This window comes from Viridibacillus sp. FSL E2-0187 (assembly GCF_038006425.1).
Lineage (GTDB): Bacteria > Bacillota > Bacilli > Bacillales_A > Planococcaceae > Viridibacillus > Viridibacillus arvi.
In genome coordinates this window covers 62,028-84,228 of the sequence record NZ_JBBOVG010000002.1, presented here as the reverse complement: position 1 = coordinate 84,228, position 22,201 = coordinate 62,028, and the positions used below count along the sequence as shown (strand labels likewise).

Here is a 22,201-nt window from a genome sequence, read left to right as displayed (position 1 = left end):
TAACAGAAAGGGGAGGCACTGACCTCCCTTTTCGCGTTTTAACTTACCCGATGCGGGTTTAAAAGGAGTGAGATTTTATGGAATGGGTGCAACAACTAGTAAACGGTATTTCACTCGGTAGTATTTATGCACTTATCGCATTAGGTTATACGATGGTTTACGGTATTATCAAGCTAATTAATTTTGCACATGGTGATGTATTTATGATCGGTGCATTTATCGGGTTTTATGCAATATCAGGGTGGGGCTTAGGTTTCTTCCCAGCATTGTTTTTAGCGATGGTAGTCTGTGCGATTTTTGGGGTACTCATTGAGCGCATTGCGTATAAAAGGCTTCGGAATGCTACTAGAATAGCTGCGTTAATCACAGCAATCGGTGTGTCATTATTAATTGAATACAGTGTAATTTATTTCAGAGGAGCTCAACCAGAAGCGTATCCAGATGTCTTATCAAAAAGTACATTCAATTTTTTAGGTGCACAGATTAGTGCTCAGTCTATTATGATTTTGTCAGTTTCTTTAAGTTTAATGATTATACTACAATTTATTGTACATAAAACGAAAATTGGTAAGGCGATGCGTGCAGTATCACATGATGTAGAGGCAGCTCGCTTAATGGGTATCAATGTAGATAATACAATCTCTGCGACCTTTGCTATTGGCTCAGCTTTAGCTGGAGCAGCAGGTGTGATTTTCGGTGTATATTATACAAAAATTGACCCGTTAATGGGGGTTATTCCAGGGGTTAAAGCTTTCGTAGCTGCAGTGCTGGGGGGAATTGGTATTATTCCAGGTGCAATGGCTGGTGGTATGGTTCTAGGCGTTGTAGAGTCAATTGTTAGTGCCTTAGGTTTCTCTTTATGGCGAGATGCCGCGGCATTTGTCATTTTAATCTTAATTTTAATCTTTAGACCGTCGGGTATCTTTGGTAAAAACACCCGTGAGAAAGTGTAGGTGAGTGGTACTTATGAAAAAGTCTAAAGTATTTTGGCTATATGCAATCATTGCACTTATTGTTTACGCTATTGTTCAATTCATGATTACTAGTGAACAATTGGATATGTATTACTCGAATTTATTGATCACGATTGCCATTAATATCATTTTGGCGGTAAGTTTGCACCTAGTCATAGGGATTACGGGACAATTCTCAATAGGTCATGCGGGATTCTTAGCAGTAGGTGCTTACATTTCGGCAATTTGTACAATGCATTTTGACCTACCATTCCCAGTTGCATTATTTATTGGGGCGGTTGTTGCGGCACTTGCAGGATTAGTTGTCGGTATTCCATCTTTACGATTGAAAGGTGACTATTTAGCAATTGCTACGCTTGGTTTTGCTGAAATCATTCGAATTATTTTCCTAAATACGGATTATGTTGGTGGCGCAGCAGGCATGCAGATTACACAAATGACTACTTGGACTTATGCATTCTTTGGTGTTTTCATTACAGTCATCATTATTGCAAACTTTACAAAGTCTAGGCATGGTCGTGCTTGCATAGCTGTACGTGAAGACGAGATTGCAGCAGATGCTATGGGGATTAACACAACCTATTATAAAGTTGTTGCCTTTGCGTTAGGTTCATTCTTTGCGGGTCTTGCAGGTGGTTTGTTCTCACATAACTTTTATATCATTCAACCTTCGCAATTCGGCTTTTTAAAATCTTTTGATATTTTAATTTATGTTGTATTAGGTGGGTTAGGGAGTTTGTCAGGTGCAATTATTGCAGCGATACTTTTGACAGTTGTCTCAATGTATCTAACAGAGTTCCCGGAAACACGTATGATTATTTATAGTTTAGTATTAATTATCGTAATGCTTTATCGTCCATCAGGTTTGATGGGGACAAAAGAAATTACAGACTATTTTAAATTAGGTAAGCGTTCTAAAGGAGGTAATCTAGATGACCAATAACCTTCTTCTGAAAGTAGAAAATGTCGGTATTCAATTTGGTGGATTAAAGGCAGTGCAAGGTTTGAATTTAGAGCTATTTCAAGGCGAATTAATTGGTTTAATTGGACCAAATGGTGCCGGTAAAACAACGAGCTTCAATATGCTAACAGGTGTGTATAAACCTACTGAAGGTGAAATTCTATTTGATGGCAAACGGACAAATAATATGTCACCACACCAAGTAACAAAAAGTGGTGTCAGTCGTACATTTCAAAATATTCGTCTCTTTAAAGAATTATCTGTATTAGATAATGTTAAAGTAGCAAATCATTCGTTAGCAAAGCACTCCATTTTCAGCTCAGTATTTCGTTTACCAAGCTTCTTTTCTGGAGAAGCCAAAATGGAAGAAGTATCGATTGAATTCTTGAAAATATTTGGTCTAGATAAATACAAAAATGAATTAGCGAAAAATTTACCATATGGAATGCAACGTCGACTTGAAATTGCACGTGCACTAGCGGCAGGTCCAAAACTATTGCTTCTTGATGAACCTGCAGCAGGTATGAATCCACAAGAAACAAAGGACTTGATGGACTTAATAGCATTAATCCGAAAGAGATTCGATTTGACTATTTTACTAATTGAGCATGATATGGGATTGGTAATGGGTATTTGTGAACGAATTTATGTATTGGATCATGGTCAATTAATAGCGGATGGTACCCCCGAAGAAATTCGCAACAATCCAAAGGTTATTGAAGCTTACCTTGGTGAGGAGGTTACAGAATAATATGCTTAAAGTGAATGACATCAATGTATTTTACGGTAATATTCAAGCATTAAAAGGCGTCTCCTTAGAGGTAAATGAAGGTGAGATAGTAACATTAATTGGTGCCAATGGTGCAGGTAAAAGTACGCTGCTAAAAACATTATCTGGTTTGTTAAAACCTAAGCAGGGAACAATTGAGTATTTAGGTTCCTCTGTTGCAGGGAAGCAAGCACAATCTATTGTTAAGGCAGGGATTTCACATGTGCCTGAAGGGCGTCGTGTATTTGCAAATATGACAGTTGAAGAAAATTTGGAGCTGGGTGCCTATTTACGTAAAGATAAAGGTGGTATAGCAAAGGACTTACAACGAGTTTTTGAGCTATTTCCTCGTTTGCTAGAACGCCGTAAGCAACAGTCAGGTACTTTATCTGGCGGTGAGCAACAAATGCTCGCAATGGGCCGTGCAATTATGGCAAAACCAAAGTTATTATTGCTTGATGAGCCGTCTATGGGTCTTGCGCCTCTTATGGTAAAAACAATTTTTAGTATTGTAAAGGAAATAAATAAAGAAGGTACTACAATATTACTTGTAGAACAAAATGCACATATGGCACTATCTGTTGCGGATCGCGCTTATGTTATTGAGACTGGGAGAGTAGTATTATCCGGAACAGCAAAAGAACTGAAGGAAACTGAACAAGTTAAGGCAGCATATCTAGGTGGTTTGTAAAAGATGTGTCTCAACTTTAATTTATAAAAAAATAGAAACACCTTCGGAGCGAGTACGTAAACAATACGTACAACTAATCGAAGGTGTTTTATCTAATGCAAAAATATAAAATTAATAGGGTCTTATAGCAGGTCTATACTTTAGCAAAATCTATAAACCATAAAGTGATAAATAGCTATTAAGTCTGGAGTGAATACTAATGATTAAGATAACCATATTGGATAATGACGAATCATTTATAGATATCCATGATGGAGAAGTGCACTGGTCGAATCTATTTGAATTTAATGCTATTCTCACGTTTGCTTATGGGGATAATGGTAAGTGTGAATTTGAAACGATGCACCATTTTATGTTAATAGAAAGTATGTGCGAAGGAATTCTAAATTTACTATTGCAACAGAAGCAATCCAGCTATTCTGATTTTGGGAAGACCTCTGATAATAAGTTAGCTTTCAAAATCAAAAATCATGATGTAAATATTATTGTTCTTCCCTCAAAGGGTGAAAATACTTTAGCTAAAACAACTCCAAATGTTTTGGCTTTAGATTTTTTAAGAGTATTAAAAAATCTAAAGAAACTTTATTTATCCTATAGAATGGACGATTTGTGTGATACTGAATTGAAAGCGCTCGATCATTATTTTTATTCCATCTCCAAAGCCTTAAATAAAATAAGCTAATGAATAAGGCTACTATTAAATTTAGTAGCCTTACGTATTTTTCGAACAAGCTAAGTACACAGAGCTTTGTTTGTTGGGGACTGGAGAATGAATCCTGTGCAATTTACGACTTCCAAGTGTTAAATTACCATTTAATTTCTTTAGGGTACTTTAAGGGTATTTTTATTTTATGAATGGGGCTTTCGGTAATGCTGGATGTTTCTAGTAATTGTTTTTTTAATACGAGGTATTCAGTGTCTTCAAATGCAATTTTATAAGCAAAAGTTAATAAATTTGCTCGCCTTTCTTCTGGTGTCATCTCGATGAACTTCAGGTTTAAGAGGTCTATATATTGAACAGCATATTCTACTATAGATGTTTGATGGACTTGAAGCATATTAATGAAAAGTTTGAAATCACTAGGATTCATTGAATCTTTCAGACAGTCGATTACATTGGCTTGGAATTTCCGAATGGTAGCCATATGTAGATTCCACTCATGACCATTGTTATGTTCATGCTGTAATCGGTATAATTCATTAAGAGCGATTGTTGTGAAAAGTAACTCTGGCCACAATACTTCAACCGATAGATATACATTTTGTTCGGGAACAATGACATTCTGTGACTTTATAATATCTTTTTGCATTCCATTTTTGACGAACTCGATATTATGCTTACCTTGAGCAGCAAGCCGTATATCGTAGCAAACACCTAAAATCCTAATGCAAACACCTTCATAGGAAGATTGTAGATCATCAAGAGTCGTGATGTGGTGCAGTGCATGGACAAGCTCTTCGAAGTCCCAAAAGTCGCCACTAATGCGGGCACCAGTCAAATTTTCTGTACTCTTGATTGAAATCATTGTCTAGCCCTCCCAAATATCTATCATTTTCATTAAATTAATTTTTAGGTTTATAATTCAGTAAACGAAACAGCTCTGAACTTTCTTTATCAGTTAGGTCACGCCATTCACCTACACGTAGGCCATCTAGTTCGATATTCATAATACGAATACGTTGTAGGCTTGTTACGGCATAGCCTAAAGAGGAACACATTCTACGGATTTGGCGGTTTAAACCTTGCGTTAAAATGATTTTAAATGTATTACTAGATAACTTTTCAACTTTACAAGGTAACGTAGTAGTATCTAAAATATCTACGCCTTCAGCCATTCTCTTTAAGAAGTGAGTAGTGATAGGTTGATCCACTTTAACAATATATTCTTTTTCATGTTTGTTTTCAGAACGTAATATCTCATTTACAATATCGCCATCATTTGTTAATAATATAAGTCCTTCTGAATCTTTATCTAATCGACCTATATGGAATATTCGTAGTGGGTGATTGACGAAGTCTACAATATTTCCTTTAATATGTTTTTCTGTTGTACTTGTTATACCAACTGGTTTGTTTAATTTAATGTAGACAAATTGATTTTGTTTACCGACTGGTTTACCGTCTACACATACTTTATCCCCGTCTTCTACTTGGCTCCCTAAAGTTGCTGGTTCACCATTAATCGTTACTTTACCGTCTGCTATCCATTTGTCAGCTCCGCGTCTTGAAACTATTCCTGCTTCGCTTAAATACTTATTTATACGCATAATCTTCCACCTTTTTTTGAGTAATATAATTATACATGATAGCATAAATTCTTTTCAGAAAAATTGAGCTATACAAGTTGTAATTTATTCTAAAATAAGGGAATATAGTAATTGTAGACAACCACTTGAATAATAGAATATATATTTAAAAAATGTAAATGTAAGCGTATTCTATGTGGGCGGTTTTAAATTATTGCAAAAGGGGAGATAAATAATGATTTATTCTAATCCAAATACTGAAGGTGCTTTAGTCCACTTTAAAGAGCAATATGAAAACTTTATCGGAGGCGAATGGGTAGCGCCAGTAAATGGTCAATATTTTGAGAATGTATCACCAGTAACAGGGCAAGTGTTTACAAAAGTAGCACGCTCAACTTCTGAAGATATTGAACTTGCATTAGACGCGGCACATGCAGCAAAAGATAGTTGGGGGACTACTTCTGTTACTGAACGTGCACGTATCCTAAATAAAATCGCTGATCGTATAGAAGAAAACCTTGAACTTTTAGCTGTAGCTGAGAGTTGGGATAATGGTAAAGCCGTACGTGAAACATTAAATGCTGATTTACCATTAGCAATTGATCACTTCAGATATTTCGCTGGAGCTATCCGAGCTCAAGAAGGTTCAATTAGTCAAATTGATAATGACACAGTAGCATATCATTTCCATGAGCCAATCGGTGTTGTGGGGCAAATTATTCCTTGGAATTTCCCTATACTAATGGGTGTTTGGAAGATGGCTCCTGCATTAGCAGCAGGAAACTGTATCGTTTTAAAACCAGCTGAGCAAACACCAACATCAATCCTTGTATTATTAGAGTTAATCCAAGATTTATTACCAGCAGGCGTATTAAACGTTGTTAATGGATTTGGTTTAGAAGCAGGTAAACCACTTGCTACAAGTACACGAATTGGTAAAATTGCTTTTACTGGTGAAACGACTACTGGTCGCTTAATTATGCAATATGCAACTCAAAATTTAATTCCTGTTACTCTTGAGCTTGGTGGTAAATCACCAAATATTTTCTTTGAAGATGTAATGGATCAAGATGATGCATTTTTAGATAAAGCAGTTGAAGGTTTTGTTATGTTTGCCCTAAACCAAGGTGAAGTATGTACATGTCCTTCACGCGCTTTAATCCAAGAGTCTATTTATGATAGATTCATAGAAAAAGCATTAAAACGTGTAGCTGAGATTAAGATTGGTAATCCTCTTGATACTGATGTCATGATGGGCGCTCAAGCTTCTCAAGAGCAACTTGAGAAAATCCTTTCTTACATTGATATTGGTAAGCAAGAAGGTGCAGAGTGCTTAATCGGTGGCGGACAAAACGAACTTGATGGTGAACTTGCAACTGGTTATTACGTAAAACCAACTGTCTTTAAAGGAAATAACAAAATGCGCATTTTCCAAGAAGAAATTTTTGGACCGGTACTTTCAGTGACAACTTTCAAAGACAAAGCAGAGGCGCTTGAAATTGCAAATGATACTCTATATGGACTAGGTGCAGGTGTTTGGTCCCGTGATATGAATACGGCTTACCGCATGGGTCGTGGAATCCAAGCAGGTCGTGTTTGGACAAACACATATCACCAATACCCAGCACATGCTGCATTTGGTGGTTATAAATTATCTGGTATTGGCCGTGAAAATCACAAAATGATGCTAGATCATTACCAACAAACTAAAAACTTACTAGTTAGTTACGCTGAAGGTGCACAAGGATTCTTCTAAGAAAGGTGTGTTCGGAACATGGTAGTACGTGTTATCGCAACAGATGAGGCGTTAGCGTTAATCGACTTGCTTAAAAGTAAACATGGACCTATCATGTTCCACCAATCAGGTGGATGCTGTGATGGTTCCTCACCGATGTGCTATGCAGATGGAGATTTGATCCTAGGAGATGTCGATGTACTTCTTGGTTCAATAGGAGAAGTTCCTTTCTATATGCATGAAAGCCAATATGATTATTGGAAGCATACTCAGCTTATTATTGATGTTGTGAATGGGCGTGGAGGCATGTTTTCCCTTGAAGGCGTTGAAGGTAAACGTTTTTTAACACGTTCGCGAGCGTTTACTGAAGAAGAATATACAGAAGTGAAAAAGCTTTTATAAAAGAAAAGGGTCTCTAGCTACTTCATGCTAGAGACCCTTTTTTTTCTTATTCTTCAGGAGTTTTAGCATGATCATTTAGCCAAATTGTACCGTATTCAATAAGTGGTTTCATTGCAATAACTTTAGTGATGGCTTGTCCTAACGTCCCATAATGTACATGTTCAGAATACGCCTTTTCAAATGAGTTACCAATCTCAAGGAAGCGGTCTGAATCTACATTGAGCATATCAAAGGTAACCCATTGGCGCTTACCTGCAATCAACATAGCCGCCCCTTGAGGAGATGTATTTTGTGCATTTGCAAGGTACTCTGATAAATGAAGTGCTGTACAGGAATCATAATCAACACCAATCAATAATATCTTCATATCGTGTTGAAACATTTTGCCAAGAGGAGATTTAAGTCCAAATGAGCTTTCAATTGGATGTGAATTCATCCATTCTTTTGCATTTAATCCCCATGCCATAAAGGAATGTGCTGGATGCATGCTACGAACTGTTGAAGGGTGTCTTAGAAAGCATTCTGCTATTTTACCCATACCACGTAAGGAAGATAAATGTGGATCATAAGCTGGCATTGAATCACGAATTGCTTGATGCCAAGGCTCTGGTACTGGCGGTAGTGCCCAATATGATGGTTCAGAATTAGTAGCAGATTGGGAAGGCATAACAATTGTACCTTTTTCAGTTATACTCTCCATTAAAGCCTCAATTACGGCCTGTTCAGCACCTGCAATCCATCCCATTTTGCTAAGGGAAGAGTGAACAATTATAGAATCACCCACACGTATGCCAAGCTCTTGGAGTTGTACTTTTAACGTGTCTTTTGATTGAAAGATATTCGTTTGTTGTATGACATCAAATTCTGTCATGATACTCACCTCACTCGTAAATTATTTACATTATAACAAAATGAAACCAATCATTAACCAATACGTAAAATTTAAAAAAGGAGATGGATATTATGGAAATCATGCAAGTGAAGCAAGATATACAAGATACATATGAAAGATTGAAAAATGCTGTGGGCTGGGGTGTAGATAAACGCTTTTTAATTTCTATAGCTAGCTATTATGTTACAACTGGACGTACATTTAATGCAAAACGATTTATAGAAATATCAGATGAAATTAAAGCGCAGACAAAATTATTATCACCCCTAAGATCCCATATTCATCATAGTATAGTTGCTTTCTTAGATAGCACAGATGAGATGCCAAGTACAGCAGTAGGACTATTAATAACACGTGAAGAGATCTTGAAGCAAGCAGGATTTAAGCGGTCGATGTATTCATATTTAGCAGCTCTTTTTATCAATAGTGATGTTATACCGGAAGAAGAACAAGCGAATAAAGGGAAAGAGCTTTATGATGCAATTCGAAAGCATCATCCGTTTCTTACATCACATGAAGATATTCCATTTGCTGTGCTACTAAGTAAACAAGAAGGGGATATACAAGAACGCGCTACGACAATGAATGATTATTTTAAGGATTTAAAGGGGAATGGTTTTTATAGTAGTGATGAATTACAATGGACGTCACAAATTATGACCATTACAAACGCTGGATATAATCGCAAACTTATAGAAAATGTGTTGAATGTACGTGATTATTTTAAAAAAGCGGGTATTAAAGTAAAGAGACCGCATTATATGGTAATTGGTTTGTTGGGAGCTATCGGTGCGAAAGATGAACTCCTACAGAAAATTGTTTCTGTCTATTATGAACTTGAACAGATGAAGCTTTTCAAATGGGGTTATAAAGAGATGATTTTACCTATTGCAGTCCAGCTTGAAACAAAACATTTAATCGAAACACAAACTGGAACGACAATGACAGTACTCACATCTATAGAATCTATTTTACAGGCTCAGCAAGCTGCAATGATTTCTACCGCTGTAATTGTCAGTGCATCTACTGCAGCAAATAGCAATGGTAGTAATTAAACGCCCACCTGCACCGGTTCAAAAAAATAGTGATAATATGGAAGGCGTTGTGAACTACATATAGGAGGAATTCAAATGGAAGAAAAGAAACTTTGGATAGATGGTAAATGGGAAGATACAATAGAAAGCTATGAACTACAATCTCCTTATAGTGGTGAAGTGATTGCTAAAGTGGCAAAGGCGACACCAGCAGATGTGAAACGGGCTATTGAGGGAGCACATAAAGCTTTTCAATCTTATAAAAAAACAACGGCATACGAAAGAGCAGAAATTTTATATCGTGTTGTTGAAATTATGCGTAGACGTCGTGATGAATTAGCGGAAATTTTGACGTTAGAGGCGGGAAAACCAATTACAGCTAGCTTAAGTGAGTTGGATCGTACTATTGCAACGTATCAATTTGCAGCAGAGGAAGCGAAACAACTACATGGTGTGACAGTGCCGATGGACGCAGCACCAGGGGTAACGAATAGAATCGGTTGGACAAAGCGCGTACCACTTGGTGTGGTCGCTGCTATTACACCATTTAACTTTCCGTTTAATTTGGTAGCACATAAATTAGGGCCAGCTTTTGCTGTAGGAAATGCGGTCGTCTTAAAGCCGGCATCTCAAACGCCATTAAGCAGTATTGTGATGGCAGAAATCTTTAAAGAAGCGGGTTTACCAGATGGTGTGCTTCAAATTGTTACGGGTAGCGGCAGTGAGCTTAGTGAGGAGCTTGTTACAAATTCAGCAGTAAAAAAAGTAACTTTTACAGGAAGTGGAGCTGTTGGATTGAAAATCAAAGAACAGGTCGGCTTACGTAAAATCACACTTGAACTTGGTTCAAATGCAGGATTAATAATAGAGCCAAGTGCACCGATTGAAAAAATTGTAGGACGTTGTGTGAACGGTGCATTCGGTTTTGCGGGGCAAGTTTGTATTTCATTGCAACGCATTTTTGTTCATGAATCGATTTACGATGAATTTACGAAGGCGTTCGTGGCAGAAACAGCAAAACTAAAAGTGGGTGATCCGTTTGATAAATCGACGGATGTCAGCGCAATGATTAATCCAAAAGAAGTAACAAGAATTACAGAGTGGATTGAAGAAGCAAAAACCCAAGGGGCAATCGTCGCCACTGGCGGAACATTCACTGAACGTACGTTGACACCAACCGTCATGACGAATGTCGAAACAGATATGAAAGTAGTTTGTCAAGAAGTATTTGCACCTATTGTGTCGATTGTTCCATATGAAACATTCGACAAAGCTATCGATTTATTAAACTCATCTGACCTTGGTTTGAATGCAGGCATTTTTACAAATAAGCTAGACGATGCTTTGCGTGCAGCTGATGAATTAGAAGCAGGATCTGTAATTATTAATGATATTCCCACATTCCGTACAGATAATATGCCATATGGTGGCGTGAAAATGAGTGGCTATGGTCGTGAAGGAGTTAAGTTTGCAGTAGAAGGAATGACAGAATTGAAATTTATTACGGTAAACACCGGTCTTTAAAATAACATAATGATTCCTTGTGGAATACGAATGGCCTTAACTGGAGAAGCTATAAAATGAGATCTAAAATTATTAGTATCATTAGTTTACTAAGAATGTTTTCCTTAGGGGATTTTAAGTTAGTAAACGGTCATAAATGATTTTAGATATTATTTTAATCTGAATTGTAGAAAAACAAACGCATTAACTTTAAAATAACATTAGCGTGAGAAAACAAAATGATCTAGGAGCGTGTTTAGAAAATGACAGAAGCAATTCCAATGAAAGAGTCTCGCACTATACAATCGAAATTAGTCTTGCCACCAGATACAAATCATATGAACTCTATCTTTGGAGGAAAAGTTTTAGCTTATATTGACGAAATTGCTGCAATTACATCAATGAAGCATGCAAAAAGTGCTGTAGTTACAGCTTCTATTGATTCAGTTGATTTCGTATCACCTGCTCATGTAGGTGATGTCTTAGAACTAGAAAGTATAGTGACTTCTACTGGTCGATCTTCTATGGAAGTGTATGTACGTGTAATTTCCCGAGATCTATTAACAGGAGAACAGAAATTAACTACGGAATCTTTTGTAACAATGGTTGCAGTTGATGAGAATGGTAAACCTATTCCTGTGCCCGGTGTGTTCCCAGAAACAGAAGCGGAAAAACGATTATTCGATACTGGTCCTGCACGTCGTGAGCATCGTAAAGCGAAGCGTTTAATGCCACACTGATAATAAACCGTCCTTCATGCATGGAATCATGTATAGAAGGACGGTTTTTTTATTCAAAATGTGAAGTGTCCCCAACTATTTTAAAGGTTGCTTGTCCATCATTATCTATTTCTACAACGGTTAAGCTTGTACCGTGAATAAAAGGGGGATCCCAAAGAGAATTTAATGGATTCCCTTTAAAATAATTAATAAGTAATTTTTTCACAACACTATGTGTAACGATTAAGACGTTTCCTTCTGGTGCTGCTTCAATTATACGATTTAAAACTGAAAGAACTCGCTTTTCAACGTCATGGAAACTTTCCCCGGATGTAGGTTTGAACTGCTCAGGCTGCTCATAATAAGCAACGTACTGTTCAGGGAATGTGGATTCAATATTACTTAAAGTCATTCCCTGCCATTCTCCCGCATTAATCTCTCGTAAATCTTCGTCTAAAATGGTTGTCACTTCGCGTCCCTTCAAAAGAATTTCTGCAGTTTGTACAGTGCGCCCACTTGGACTAATATAGGCTACTGAAAAAGGAATATTCTTCAACTTATTAGCTAATTTCTTCGCATCTTGATGACCTTTTTCTGTTAAAGGAGAGTCAGACCAACCTTGCATCCTCTTTGCTACATTCCACTCTGTTTGTCCATGTCTTGTTATATATAAAGTAACCAAAAGATCACCCTCTCACGATTATTCTTTTAGTTTATCAAAATAAATGAAACCATTTCATTAACTTTTTCGTATGTTAATAAAAGGTAATTGTGGGAGGTCGGGTAAATGTTACAACAAATAGATAATCGACAAGCAGAATTAAAGCTTGAAATGGATAAGAGAGATAAAGTTTTGCGTCGTCAAATTGCGCTTCAAGAACAACTTGAAGAGATAGGTAGACGTTCAGAAAGATATTATAGAAAGTTACAGAAAGAAACAAAGGATGTCGATAAACTAGATCGATTTTCATTTTTAAATATGTTTAGAACATGGACAGGCAAGCAGGACGAAATTCGATTAAAGGAATTGTCGGAAATGGCATCAGCCGAAGCGAAGTGGCGTGAGGCTGAGAAGATGAAAGAGACTTTACAAGCTGATTTAGCAGAGATACAAACAGAACTTTACAATCCCATATGGCAAAATATTGAAGACAGATGGTCTTCAATTATTAAGGAAAAGGAAGATTTTATTTTCAATAACAATTTACCAGAGTGTCGTCTATTGGGAGACTTGTATGAAGAAAGAACGTTACTAACGACTTTACGTCGAGAAATTAAAGAAGCAATAAAAGCTGGGGACGTAGCGAAGAGATCACTACAGTTTGCTCTAAAACGATTAGATAATGCTGAAGGCTACTCTACATGGGATACGTTTTTAGGTGGTGGTTTTATTGCGACTGCTTTAAAACACGGTGAGTTAGATGATACCGAAAATGCTATACATAAAGCACAGGTTGCACTTCAAAATTTTCAAACAGAATTATTAGATGTAAGGGAGATTCAAGTTGAAAATTTACAAGTCGAAAGAGGTTCATTTATAACATTTGCGGATTATGTGTTTGATGATATCTTCTCTGAATGGTCATTGCATTCGCGTATTAAATCATCACAAAAGCATGTAGAACAAACATTGAATCAAGTGATTGCTACTTGTGATGAACTATGTAAACGCTTGGAAATGACAGAGGAGAAAGAAACGCAAATTCAGAAAAAAATTGATGTTATTTTAGGGTGAATTAAACTTAGTAATAGCAAGGTATGGAGCGTTTAACTGAATAGCATTTTGCCAAGGTGTTAAGTAATTAAATTACAATTCCACTTGCGTTTTACCTTTTTTTAGGTGTACTATATAACTAGTACACTAGAACATGCGAGGGATACTTATGAAAAAATGGAAAGGCCTATTTCAAAGAGAGTGGTTATTATATCGCTCTTGGATATGGGGAGTTATATTGGCCACTGTTGTAACAATTTTTCTGGTACCAATAGGACTAATGAAGATGTTCGATTGGGATGGAATATATGTGGAAATCGCACTTGTACTGACAGGTTTATGGGTGCTCTTACAGAGTTTTATCGTATTGATCCAATTCTGTATTAGTCTAAATCAAGATGCTAAAAGAATAGATGTGTGGTTACATACACCTGCTACTACTGGGCAAATTATAAGCTCTAAAATTGCTTTTAGCATCCTTTTTGAAATTGTTGTGTTTACCGTGTTGGGTGTATTGGGTATTACTTTGCTAGTAGCTAGCCATATAGCTGAATTAGGAGAGTTAATTTTACTTGGGATTCATCTTCTACTCCTACTCGTTTCAAACTCGTTGTTTATGTTTGTTGTTGTGTTATTGTTCTGGATTTTCCATATGAAAATGAGACATTACACTGGAAAATTTACTGGATTTATTACCGTGGTCTTTGGAATTGTATCCTCTTTACTTTGGTCGAACATGTTAGAGTTAGCATGGATGAAAAAGTGGCTTTATACATTTGAAATCAAATCGACTGTAGTTGGAAAAGTGGTACCAAAGATTACTGATATCCCAGGTACACTAGAAATTCAGAATCTTTATTTAGGTTCTATTCTATTTTATGCCATCGTAACAATTCTCTTCTACGTTATAGCGTTAAAGTGGTTCGACCGAGGAGTTGAACAACGATGAGTGTAGATTTTTTGAAGGATAAACCAATTTATCAACAGCTTGTAGATCGTATATGCGGTGATATTATTCGTGGAAGCTTAAAATCGGGAGACCGCCTTCCATCAGTTCGGGAATATGCTGTTGAAGCCGGGGTTAATGCGAATACAATGCAGCGTGTATACAAGGAGTTGGAGCAAATGGATATTACGGAAACGAAGCGTGGTCAAGGTACATTCGTGACGGAAAACCGTGAGCGACTAGCTGAACTACGCGAAGAGATGAAGCTAGGATTAGTTGAAAGCTTCATTCACAACATGGAGTCATTAGGTTTTACTCAAAAAGAAATGATAGAGGTATTGCAAGCAAAGGAACGAGGTGAGTAAGTATGATTACAGTTGATAAAGTCTCAAAAAAATATGGCAAAAAAACTGTATTATCCGATGTTTCTTTTACCATTCCAAAAGGGAAAATTATAGGGTTAGCTGGAGAAAATGGAAGTGGTAAATCTACACTGCTAAAAATTATTGCTGGTTTACTACATCCTACGAGTGGAAGAGTGCAGCTAGATGGTAGAAGGTCAAATCGAGGAAGTGCTGAGCACATCGCTTACTTACCTGACTTGGATTTATTTTATCCATACTTTACGGGAGAAGAACTTTTCCGTTATTATGACACACAATTTGTAGACTTTCATTATGACAAAGCTTGTATTGTGGCGCAATTTTTGAATATTCCATTAGATGTAAAACTTAAGAATATGTCAAAGGGTAGTCGTGGGCGTGTGAAGATGGCAGCTACACTAGGACGAGATGCATCTTATTATTTAATGGATGAACCATTCTCTGGTTTTGACCCACTTGTACGAGAGAATTTGATTAAAGGGCTAATTCAATTTACAGATTCAGAAACGCAAACAATTTTTCTTTCGACTCATGAAATTAGGGAAGTTGAGCCTTTGTTGGATAGTATTATCGTTCTTCAAAAAGGAAAGATTGTAGGACAGGAAGAAATTGAAAACATTCGCGAAATATACAACCAAGATACGATTACATGGTTGAAAAATTTATTGAAGGAAGGTGACAAAGTTGGACAATAAACCAATTGTTGAACTGAAGAATTTATCGAAAACAATTAAAGGTAAGAAGATTATCCATGATTTAAATTTAGCTTTGTATCCCGGTCAAATTACGGGCTTTTTAGGACCAAATGGTGCGGGGAAAACGACAACAATCCGTATGATGGTAGGTCTTATGAAGCCGACGAGCGGTGAGGTTTTCATCGATGGGCAGTCAGTCCAAAGGCATTTTGAGGAAGCGATTAGCAAAGTAGGTGTAATCGTAGAAAACCCTGAGATGTATAAATACTTATCGGGCTATAAAAACTTGGAACATTTTGCGCGTATGAATAAAAACGTAACAAAAGAGAGAATTAACGAAGTTATTCGCCAAGTAGGTTTAGAAAATCGTATTCGTGAAAAGGTATCGACGTACTCGTTAGGGATGCGTCAACGTTTAGGTTTAGCACAGGCTTTGCTAAATAAACCGAAGTTTTTAATTTTAGATGAACCTACGAATGGCTTAGATCCAGCAGGTATTCGAGAATTCCGTAACTACTTACGTAAAATTGCGGAGGAGGAAGGTGTCGCTGTTTTCGTATCAAGTCACTTACTCTCTGAAATAGAATTAATGTGTGACAGAATTGCAGTTATCCAAAATGGTAAATTAATTGATATGCGTGAAATGAAAGATGATGAGCAGTCACATTATTATATTGAAACAGAACAAAGTGCTAATATCACGACAGTCTTTGCTGATGCGGGTGTTGTTTTTGAGCAGCATGAAAAGGGATGGCTCATACAGGCAGAGAAAACGCAAATTCCAGCAATAGTGCAGTCGCTTGTTGCAAGTGATATTAATATTTATGCAGTAAATCCTTATCATAAAACGTTAGAAGATCAATTCTTAGAAATGACAGGAGGTGGCCAAATTGCTGAAACTAATTCAAAATGAGTGGATGAAGTTATGGCGTAAAAAAGCCACTTGGATTATGTTAATCATGCTCATAGTAATAGTAATTGGTATGGCTGGGTTAAATAAGTGGATATCATCTAAGTATGGTTCTGCTGAGGATTCAACAGGCGGAGTAGTAACAATAGAAAATGCTGATGGGAAAGATGCACCAAAGTTGAGTTGGCAAGAACAGGAAAAAGCTGTTATTGCTGAGAATGAAAAAATGCTAAAAGAAGATAGTCTATCTAAAGATGAAAAAGAAGATCTAATCGAGCAAAAAAGTATTTCAGAATATCGCTTGAAGAATGATATTGCACCTGAAAATAACATGAGTACGGAAAGTTTTGTGCTAGGCTCTAGTGGTATGTTGTCGCTAGTTACTATGTTTGTTGTCGTTATTGCAGCTGGAATTGTGGCAATTGAGTTTTCAGAAGGCACAATTAAAATGTTATTAACGAGACCAGTGAAAAGATGGAAGATACTTACATCTAAATTTGCGACAGTATTATTATTTGGAATAGTAATGGCAGCAGTCACATGGATTACCTCTACGATCATTGGGTTTATATTATTTGATACAAGTGGTGAAGGTTATTTGAAATGGAATGGCAGTGAAGTGGTGGAACAGTCGATTTGGCTACGCTCATTGTATTTATATTTAATTTCATCAGTTAATATTTTTGTAACGGCAACATTTGCATTTATGATTGGATCAGTTTTCCGTTCAAATGCATTAGCAATCGGTATTTCAATGTTCCTATGGTTTATGGGAAGTACGATTGTTGTTTTCTTAAGCAAATATGAAATTGTAAAATATTTATTCTTCACTTATACGGATTTAACACAGTTTGTGAATGGTTATGTAATAGTTGAAGGAACAACAATGACACTCGCCCTAGCAGTGTTATCTGTTTACGTAATTATTTTCATGGCGATTAGTTATATTGTCTTCACTAAACGAGATGTTACAGCGTAGTAGAGTGTAGTTAGGGTGGATAAATGATGTCAGAAATGATGTGCATTATAGCAATCATTTTAGTTGGAGTTCTCTTTATATTTGGTGGTTTTTATGGAATAAAGAGATTCTATCAATAATATAAAACCGGCTGTTCACTATGAATCTCATAGCGAACAGCCGGTTTTTTTAATTTAATTGGCATGTAATTTCAATTAGATGGTCAGATGATGCAGATACTTGAGCAGCTCCTTGGCTCAAATCCTCAAGTAGATGGGAAATACTAGTGATGTCTTTTGTTGTATTTTCATTTTTTTCTTTTATACCTGCAACTGCCTCTGCGATAATGTTGAATGATTGAGAAAGGGTATTTTGCATATCAACGCCTTTAGAGATTTGAATGTCGACATCCTTAACTGAACTGGACATATTCTCAATGTTATTTTCAGTGTCTTTAATAAGAAGTGATACATTTCGAACAGCACTCTTCGTTTCCTCAGCTAATTTACGTACTTCATCAGCTACAACAGCGAAGCCTTTACCATGTTCACCAGCACGAGCTGCCTCAATCGACGCATTTAATGCAAGTAAATTCGTTTGATCGGCAATGTCTGTTACTAGACGAACAATTTGTGTGATTTCATTAGAAGAAATACGTAGTCTATTCATTGTCTCATCTAATAAAGTGACACTTGAAGACATTTTGTTCATCAATTTTGTTTGTGCGTCTAATAGTTCTCTGCCACTATCAGATTTTTCTTGAGTAGAAGTTACAAACATTAAACCCTGTTGAGTTGATTGAGCAATATCATCTGATTGGCTAGCTAAAGATTGTAGTGAAGCAGTTGTCTCTTGGCTAATAGCACTAAGCTCTTGTGCTGTACTTTGAACTGAGATGACAACTTTTTGTTGCTTTTCATCTGAATTCTCCCTAATGCGATCTTGTTCATTTTCATATGCCTCAATAACTAGTTGTTGCTCGAGATTTATTAATTTTGAAAATGCACTGATTGCTAAAGTCGACTCCTTAGTACTGAGTTCTAGACTATTAACAAAGTGAATGAAAGATGTAGTTAAAGATTGAAATGAATTGATATACCACTTTGATTGTAGCCCTATGCGAACATGTACTTGTGCAATAATCTTGCGTTGTCCAATGTAAGCATCATTAATATTACATTCAAACATTTCAGATAGGTGACGCTTTAATGTTACTTTTAATTTGTTGATTTCAGAGTGGTTTCTAATAATTCCCATTAAAGTATCTGATTGTTTAATCGCTTCATAAAATTTCTCGACCATTTCGTTGATGAGATCCTGAGTTAATGGTTGTAGTTGTTTTAAAATAGCTAAATCTTGCTTATTTAGATCTAATAATTGAAATTGTTTTTGTATATCATGATGTCTAGTTACGTTTAAAGTAACTTGATTCATATAGTGCTCTGTTTGAAAGTAGGGCTCTTTTTCTTTTCTAGTTCTTCTCATTGTCCAAATTGACACGTCAATTTCTCCATTCTACTATAAGCGAAGTTTAGTTTATGATGATTCTATTCTACCATTTTTAACGTATCTATAGACATAACATAGATTTCTTTTTATTGAGAAATTAGTAATATTTAATTAATAAATAGGGAGTTTTGAAGTTAATATTGGAGGTATAAAGTAATGTGCTGAGGATTTAATGGATCTACGTATAAAAAAAGCTCCTTTAAAACTGACACGGAGAAGTGAACAATCGATGTCACATATTATTTCACCGTGTTCTTGTAGGTTGTCCATGCTACAATAAAAGAAATGTCTTGAAGAAAAGGATGTATTGGTCAATGGATCGTAAGCGAGGGATGAAATTTGCTTTACCAATAATGGCAGTTGTAGTGGTATCGGCGTTGATGTTATTGAATAAGGATTATACAGAAGTTCCTTTGAACTCACGTATAATGATTGCCGTAGGTGCAGCATTATTTTCAGGTGCCATTTCTTTTGTATTATTTGGTTTAAAAGATGCTAAAGACGATGAACTAAAATAAAACGCAGACTCTCCTCAAATTGTGGAGAGCCTGCGTTTTTTATGGTTTGAATAAGTCGAACCATCCTTTGTATTTGAACCAAACTAACATAGATATGGCAATAATAAGCATGATAGCTAAAACGATAAAGTAGCTGTAATACCAATGTAATTCGGGCATATTTTCAAAGTTCATACCGTATACACCAGCTATAAAGGTTAGCGGAATGAAGATAGATGAAATAATGGTTAAAGTCATCATAATGCCATTCATTCGACTAGCATTCATCGACATATGACTATCTCGCATATCAGCAGTAAGCTCACGGTTTGATTCAACCATTTCTGTTAGTTTTATTAAATGGTCATGAATGTCGGCAAAGTAAGCACGTTCGGATTTGATCAATGTAAAGCGTTCGGAGTTTAAAATACGATATAAAAGGTCACGCATCGGTAAAATGGTACGGCGAATATGAAGTAAATCACTACGCAAATCAAATACATAGCGCATAGATTTTGTATTGCTTTGATAATTTAGCTCATCCTCAATTGTGTTTAGATGATCTTCAATGTTGTAGACCATTGGGAAATAGCTATCTACGATTTTATCTATCGCTTGATAAGTGACGAAAATAGCACCACTTTTCCAATACTTTGGTTGGTCATTTATACGCGAACGGACGATATCAAATTCAGGTACTGGCGATTTATGAAAAGTCACAACAAATTTTTCGGAAACGAACATATTAACCTCTTCGGCTTCAAAGGTCTCTTCGTTTAACTTATGTGCAACTAAAAATTGGTAATCGTCATAATAATCGAGTTTTGGTCGTTGTAATCGCATTAAACAGTCTTCAATAGCTAGTGGATGAAAGTGAAAGAATGTGTCTAGCAATAGTTCTTCTTCCACAGTAGGTTCATCAAAATCAACCCAATACCATTCAAAAGTATTATTCCGTAATTCTTCTAGTGGAAAATCCATTTTTAGTTCTTGATTAATAGTAACGCCAAGGGTCCGAATCATAGATCGTCCTCATTTCAACTAGTGTATAACTATCCTCTCATAAACGGTATCGTATTGTCACGGGAAGAAGTCGAATAGAACATAATATAAATAGTAAAGAGGGCGCTTATACATAGCGGCCCTCTTTTTTATTTTAAGATATTTAGTTATCACTTAGGAAAAGGCTTGATATAAATTGACCTCTATGACTTTTATCGGTTGAGTCTTCAATAGTATTTTGATCTTGATACAGGACATCAGATTCACTTATTGAATTGATGATTTTTATTTTATGCTCAATGGTTTTAGAGCATGAGGAAGTTTTAGATTCGCAATCATTTGAAAATGAATTTTTCAATAAACAATACGGCATTGCAATGAAAATGATTAAGCATAGTGCGATGCTACCGATGAATAATAATGCTTTTTTCAAAGGAAAAACTCCTCCCTTTCTTTTGTTACTTCAGAGGACGAATCGAAATAAAGAATGTTCCTTTTTTGATAAGGATATGAAACTAATGAATTTTTGAATCGTATAAATAGAATAAGAAGTATATTAATTTATGAAAGTGAGTTGCTCTAGATGGAATCAAAAGGATTAAAAGTGATTCTTCATGCAAGTGCATTTTTTGCTCCGTGTTTAGTGCCAATCCTATTCTATATATTTATTGATGATAAACAAGTTAAGCGTTTGTCTATTCAAGCGTTATTGTTCCAATTTGTTATGTGGGTATTAGTCATTGTATCAGGGATCTTTAGTTTTTTATTAATTGGACTTCCGTTCTTAGTAGTCTTTTTGATAATGGGCGTTGTAGTTCCAGTAATAGGTATTGTGAAAGCTCTTAATGACACAGATTGGGATTATCCGATTGTTGGGAAATGGTATTAATACGAAAAAACCGCGATGGCATTTGCTATCGTGGTTTTTTGTTTGGGCAGAATATTAGATAGGTGAAACGGGTATCTTGAGACAGTAGGATGCTTTTAACTTCCGGTTCCTTATCGAAACTGAAAATAAATTTTCGATTTGAAGGTATCGGTGCTTTTCGAGGCTAAACAGGCACCGTACACATTTCAATGAGCATTTCAATTGCGTGTTTTTTATTAGGCTGTGTATAATGTAGTCAAATATAGTCAAAGATAGTCAAAGTCAGTGATGCAAGCGAGGTGGAATTTGAAATGCGTAATATCTCTGACATAATAGAAGGTTATTTGAAAGAGGTTATCGAATTAGGTGGAGAAGGACATATTGAGATAAAACGGAGTGAAATTGCTGATAAATTTCAATGCGTACCCTCCCAAATTAATTATGTGATAAATACTCGATTTACCGCCGAGCGTGGCTATTTAGTTGAAAGTAAACGCGGTGGTGGAGGATATATACGAATTTTGCGTGTCAAAGCTAATTCAAAGGCAGATTTAATTGACCAAGTGATTGAGCAAGTGAATGAAGGTGCTTCACAAAATATGACGAACGATTTAATTTTCCGTTTAATTGACGAAGGTGTAATAACGAAAAGAGAAGCTAAAATGATGTTAGCAGCTCTCGATCGTTCTGTGTTACGAATAAATTTACCGGTACGTGATGAGCTACGCGCGCGTATCCTACAAGCAATGCTACTGACTATAAAATATGACAAGCAATTGTAAAAGAGGTGCG

General features: G+C 36.2%; 26 protein-coding genes. 19 read left to right on the top strand and 7 right to left on the bottom strand.

What is annotated here, in order from left to right; genetic code table 11:
• The first annotated feature begins 77 nt into the window (after window positions 1–77).
• From MHH85_RS19570 to MHH85_RS19550, 5 genes are all read left to right on the top strand, one after another.
• On the top strand, window positions 78–953 hold the full coding sequence (locus tag MHH85_RS19570; RefSeq protein WP_340708246.1) for a branched-chain amino acid ABC transporter permease: 876 nt from the start codon (window positions 78–80) through the stop codon (window positions 951–953).
• A gap of 13 nt (window positions 954–966) precedes the next feature.
• On the top strand, window positions 967–1,917 hold the full coding sequence (locus MHH85_RS19565) for a branched-chain amino acid ABC transporter permease (protein WP_340708245.1): 951 nt from the start codon (window positions 967–969) through the stop codon (window positions 1,915–1,917).
• Complete coding sequence (locus tag MHH85_RS19560) at window positions 1,907–2,686, top strand: ABC transporter ATP-binding protein (RefSeq protein WP_340708244.1); 780 nt, start codon at window positions 1,907–1,909, stop codon at window positions 2,684–2,686. The genes MHH85_RS19565 and MHH85_RS19560 overlap by 11 nt, the downstream gene beginning before the upstream one ends.
• A gap of 1 nt (window position 2,687) precedes the next feature.
• Window positions 2,688–3,395 carry an ABC transporter ATP-binding protein gene (locus MHH85_RS19555; protein WP_340708243.1) on the top strand — a complete coding sequence of 236 codons (708 nt, stop codon included), beginning with the start codon at window positions 2,688–2,690 and terminating at the stop codon, window positions 3,393–3,395.
• Between the two features lie 199 nt (window positions 3,396–3,594).
• Complete coding sequence (locus tag MHH85_RS19550) at window positions 3,595–4,077, top strand: hypothetical protein (protein WP_340708242.1); 483 nt, start codon at window positions 3,595–3,597, stop codon at window positions 4,075–4,077.
• Window positions 4,078–4,201: 124 nt separating this feature from the next.
• Here MHH85_RS19550 and MHH85_RS19545 read toward each other — a convergent pair whose 3' ends face one another.
• Together MHH85_RS19545 and rluF are read right to left on the bottom strand one after the other, a co-directional pair.
• Window positions 4,202–4,921 (bottom strand): DUF6904 family protein, encoded by a 720-nt coding sequence (locus tag MHH85_RS19545; protein ID WP_340708241.1) that lies wholly within the window; start codon window positions 4,919–4,921, stop codon window positions 4,202–4,204.
• A gap of 37 nt (window positions 4,922–4,958) precedes the next feature.
• Window positions 4,959–5,663 carry a 23S rRNA pseudouridine(2604) synthase RluF gene (gene rluF, locus MHH85_RS19540; RefSeq protein ID WP_053418498.1) on the bottom strand — a complete coding sequence of 235 codons (705 nt, stop codon included), beginning with the start codon at window positions 5,661–5,663 and terminating at the stop codon, window positions 4,959–4,961.
• Window positions 5,664–5,877: 214 nt separating this feature from the next.
• Here rluF and adh point away from each other — a divergent pair, with 214 nt between their 5' ends.
• Both adh and MHH85_RS19530 read left to right on the top strand, forming a co-directional pair.
• Window positions 5,878–7,398, top strand: coding sequence for an aldehyde dehydrogenase (gene adh, locus MHH85_RS19535; protein ID WP_340708240.1), 1,521 nt, complete (start codon window positions 5,878–5,880; stop codon window positions 7,396–7,398).
• Window positions 7,399–7,416: 18 nt separating this feature from the next.
• The gene (locus MHH85_RS19530) at window positions 7,417–7,779 is read left to right on the top strand and encodes a DUF779 domain-containing protein (protein ID WP_193737977.1); all 363 of its coding nucleotides are present in this window, start codon (window positions 7,417–7,419) and stop codon (window positions 7,777–7,779) included.
• Between the two features lie 46 nt (window positions 7,780–7,825).
• Here MHH85_RS19530 and MHH85_RS19525 read toward each other — a convergent pair whose 3' ends face one another.
• On the bottom strand, window positions 7,826–8,650 hold the full coding sequence (locus MHH85_RS19525; protein ID WP_340708239.1) for an aminoglycoside N(3)-acetyltransferase: 825 nt from the start codon (window positions 8,648–8,650) through the stop codon (window positions 7,826–7,828).
• Window positions 8,651–8,742: 92 nt separating this feature from the next.
• Here MHH85_RS19525 and MHH85_RS19520 point away from each other — a divergent pair, with 92 nt between their 5' ends.
• The 3 genes from MHH85_RS19520 to MHH85_RS19510 all read left to right on the top strand — a co-directional run bounded on the left by MHH85_RS19520 (window position 8,743) and on the right by MHH85_RS19510 (window position 11,948).
• Complete coding sequence (locus MHH85_RS19520) at window positions 8,743–9,726, top strand: DUF4003 family protein (protein ID WP_340708238.1); 984 nt, start codon at window positions 8,743–8,745, stop codon at window positions 9,724–9,726.
• Window positions 9,727–9,801: 75 nt separating this feature from the next.
• A complete protein-coding gene (locus MHH85_RS19515; protein WP_340708237.1) occupies window positions 9,802–11,229 on the top strand; it encodes an aldehyde dehydrogenase family protein in 1,428 nt (475 codons plus the stop codon).
• Window positions 11,230–11,471: 242 nt separating this feature from the next.
• A complete protein-coding gene (locus tag MHH85_RS19510; RefSeq protein ID WP_053418504.1) occupies window positions 11,472–11,948 on the top strand; it encodes an acyl-CoA thioesterase in 477 nt (158 codons plus the stop codon).
• A gap of 49 nt (window positions 11,949–11,997) precedes the next feature.
• On the opposite strand, the gene MHH85_RS19505 is transcribed toward MHH85_RS19510, so the two are convergent.
• Window positions 11,998–12,609 carry a histidine phosphatase family protein gene (locus MHH85_RS19505; protein ID WP_340708236.1) on the bottom strand — a complete coding sequence of 204 codons (612 nt, stop codon included), beginning with the start codon at window positions 12,607–12,609 and terminating at the stop codon, window positions 11,998–12,000.
• 105 nt (window positions 12,610–12,714) lie between these two features.
• On the opposite strand from MHH85_RS19505, the gene MHH85_RS19500 reads away from it, so the two are divergent.
• From MHH85_RS19500 to MHH85_RS19475, 6 genes are all read left to right on the top strand, one after another.
• Window positions 12,715–13,662 carry a hypothetical protein gene (locus MHH85_RS19500; protein ID WP_340708235.1) on the top strand — a complete coding sequence of 316 codons (948 nt, stop codon included), beginning with the start codon at window positions 12,715–12,717 and terminating at the stop codon, window positions 13,660–13,662.
• A gap of 148 nt (window positions 13,663–13,810) precedes the next feature.
• Window positions 13,811–14,590, top strand: coding sequence for a hypothetical protein (locus MHH85_RS19495; RefSeq protein WP_193737983.1), 780 nt, complete (start codon window positions 13,811–13,813; stop codon window positions 14,588–14,590).
• Complete coding sequence (locus tag MHH85_RS19490; protein WP_340708233.1) at window positions 14,587–14,952, top strand: GntR family transcriptional regulator; 366 nt, start codon at window positions 14,587–14,589, stop codon at window positions 14,950–14,952. Before MHH85_RS19495 ends, MHH85_RS19490 begins: the two co-directional genes overlap by 4 nt.
• 2 nt (window positions 14,953–14,954) lie before the next feature.
• Window positions 14,955–15,665: an ABC transporter ATP-binding protein gene (locus tag MHH85_RS19485; protein ID WP_193737985.1), complete on the top strand. Its 711-nt coding sequence runs from the start codon at window positions 14,955–14,957 to the stop codon at window positions 15,663–15,665.
• Window positions 15,655–16,578 (top strand): ABC transporter ATP-binding protein, encoded by a 924-nt coding sequence (locus MHH85_RS19480; RefSeq protein ID WP_193737986.1) that lies wholly within the window; start codon window positions 15,655–15,657, stop codon window positions 16,576–16,578. Before MHH85_RS19485 ends, MHH85_RS19480 begins: the two co-directional genes overlap by 11 nt.
• Window positions 16,556–17,554: an ABC transporter permease subunit gene (locus tag MHH85_RS19475; protein WP_053418511.1), complete on the top strand. Its 999-nt coding sequence runs from the start codon at window positions 16,556–16,558 to the stop codon at window positions 17,552–17,554. Before MHH85_RS19480 ends, MHH85_RS19475 begins: the two co-directional genes overlap by 23 nt.
• Window positions 17,555–17,722: 168 nt before the next feature.
• Here MHH85_RS19475 and MHH85_RS19470 read toward each other — a convergent pair whose 3' ends face one another.
• Window positions 17,723–19,033, bottom strand: coding sequence for a globin-coupled sensor protein (locus MHH85_RS19470; protein WP_340708232.1), 1,311 nt, complete (start codon window positions 19,031–19,033; stop codon window positions 17,723–17,725).
• A 323-nt stretch (window positions 19,034–19,356) separates the two neighbouring features.
• Here MHH85_RS19470 and MHH85_RS19465 point away from each other — a divergent pair, with 323 nt between their 5' ends.
• Window positions 19,357–19,560, top strand: coding sequence for a histidine kinase (locus MHH85_RS19465; RefSeq protein WP_340708231.1), 204 nt, complete (start codon window positions 19,357–19,359; stop codon window positions 19,558–19,560).
• 39 nt (window positions 19,561–19,599) lie between these two features.
• Here MHH85_RS19465 and corA read toward each other — a convergent pair whose 3' ends face one another.
• Both corA and MHH85_RS19455 read right to left on the bottom strand, forming a co-directional pair.
• Window positions 19,600–20,562, bottom strand: coding sequence for a magnesium/cobalt transporter CorA (gene corA / locus MHH85_RS19460; protein ID WP_340708230.1), 963 nt, complete (start codon window positions 20,560–20,562; stop codon window positions 19,600–19,602).
• 142 nt (window positions 20,563–20,704) lie between these two features.
• Window positions 20,705–20,974 (bottom strand): hypothetical protein, encoded by a 270-nt coding sequence (locus MHH85_RS19455; protein ID WP_340708229.1) that lies wholly within the window; start codon window positions 20,972–20,974, stop codon window positions 20,705–20,707.
• A gap of 150 nt (window positions 20,975–21,124) precedes the next feature.
• Here MHH85_RS19455 and MHH85_RS19450 point away from each other — a divergent pair, with 150 nt between their 5' ends.
• Together MHH85_RS19450 and MHH85_RS19445 are read left to right on the top strand one after the other, a co-directional pair.
• Window positions 21,125–21,430 (top strand): DUF4870 domain-containing protein, encoded by a 306-nt coding sequence (locus tag MHH85_RS19450; protein WP_193737989.1) that lies wholly within the window; start codon window positions 21,125–21,127, stop codon window positions 21,428–21,430.
• 290 nt (window positions 21,431–21,720) lie between these two features.
• Window positions 21,721–22,191 carry a CtsR family transcriptional regulator gene (locus MHH85_RS19445; protein ID WP_193737990.1) on the top strand — a complete coding sequence of 157 codons (471 nt, stop codon included), beginning with the start codon at window positions 21,721–21,723 and terminating at the stop codon, window positions 22,189–22,191.
• The last annotated feature ends 10 nt before the right edge of the window (window positions 22,192–22,201 follow it).

Bases quoted from the DNA above. Each gene is read 5' to 3' on its own strand.
- adh (WP_340708240.1), top strand. From the start codon at position 5,878: ATGATTTATTCTAATCCAAATACTGAAGGTGCTTTAGTCCACTTTAAA.
- MHH85_RS19550 (WP_340708242.1), top strand. From the start codon at position 3,595: ATGATTAAGATAACCATATTGGATAATGACGAATCATTTATAGATATC.
- MHH85_RS19555 (WP_340708243.1), top strand. From the start codon at position 2,688: ATGCTTAAAGTGAATGACATCAATGTATTTTACGGTAATATTCAAGCA.
- MHH85_RS19445 (WP_193737990.1), top strand. From the start codon at position 21,721: ATGCGTAATATCTCTGACATAATAGAAGGTTATTTGAAAGAGGTTATC.
- MHH85_RS19495 (WP_193737983.1), top strand. From the start codon at position 13,811: ATGAAAAAATGGAAAGGCCTATTTCAAAGAGAGTGGTTATTATATCGC.
- MHH85_RS19520 (WP_340708238.1), top strand. From the start codon at position 8,743: ATGGAAATCATGCAAGTGAAGCAAGATATACAAGATACATATGAAAGA.
- MHH85_RS19525 (WP_340708239.1), bottom strand. From the start codon at position 8,650: ATGACAGAATTTGATGTCATACAACAAACGAATATCTTTCAATCAAAA.
- MHH85_RS19530 (WP_193737977.1), top strand. From the start codon at position 7,417: ATGGTAGTACGTGTTATCGCAACAGATGAGGCGTTAGCGTTAATCGAC.
- MHH85_RS19510 (WP_053418504.1), top strand. From the start codon at position 11,472: ATGACAGAAGCAATTCCAATGAAAGAGTCTCGCACTATACAATCGAAA.
- MHH85_RS19565 (WP_340708245.1), top strand. From the start codon at position 967: ATGAAAAAGTCTAAAGTATTTTGGCTATATGCAATCATTGCACTTATT.
- MHH85_RS19515 (WP_340708237.1), top strand. From the start codon at position 9,802: ATGGAAGAAAAGAAACTTTGGATAGATGGTAAATGGGAAGATACAATA.
- rluF (WP_053418498.1), bottom strand. From the start codon at position 5,663: ATGCGTATAAATAAGTATTTAAGCGAAGCAGGAATAGTTTCAAGACGC.
- corA (WP_340708230.1), bottom strand. From the start codon at position 20,562: ATGATTCGGACCCTTGGCGTTACTATTAATCAAGAACTAAAAATGGAT.
- MHH85_RS19485 (WP_193737985.1), top strand. From the start codon at position 14,955: ATGATTACAGTTGATAAAGTCTCAAAAAAATATGGCAAAAAAACTGTA.
- MHH85_RS19570 (WP_340708246.1), top strand. From the start codon at position 78: ATGGAATGGGTGCAACAACTAGTAAACGGTATTTCACTCGGTAGTATT.
- MHH85_RS19500 (WP_340708235.1), top strand. From the start codon at position 12,715: ATGTTACAACAAATAGATAATCGACAAGCAGAATTAAAGCTTGAAATG.
- MHH85_RS19545 (WP_340708241.1), bottom strand. From the start codon at position 4,921: ATGATTTCAATCAAGAGTACAGAAAATTTGACTGGTGCCCGCATTAGT.
- MHH85_RS19560 (WP_340708244.1), top strand. From the start codon at position 1,907: ATGACCAATAACCTTCTTCTGAAAGTAGAAAATGTCGGTATTCAATTT.
- MHH85_RS19450 (WP_193737989.1), top strand. From the start codon at position 21,125: ATGGAATCAAAAGGATTAAAAGTGATTCTTCATGCAAGTGCATTTTTT.
- MHH85_RS19465 (WP_340708231.1), top strand. From the start codon at position 19,357: ATGGATCGTAAGCGAGGGATGAAATTTGCTTTACCAATAATGGCAGTT.
- MHH85_RS19490 (WP_340708233.1), top strand. From the start codon at position 14,587: ATGAGTGTAGATTTTTTGAAGGATAAACCAATTTATCAACAGCTTGTA.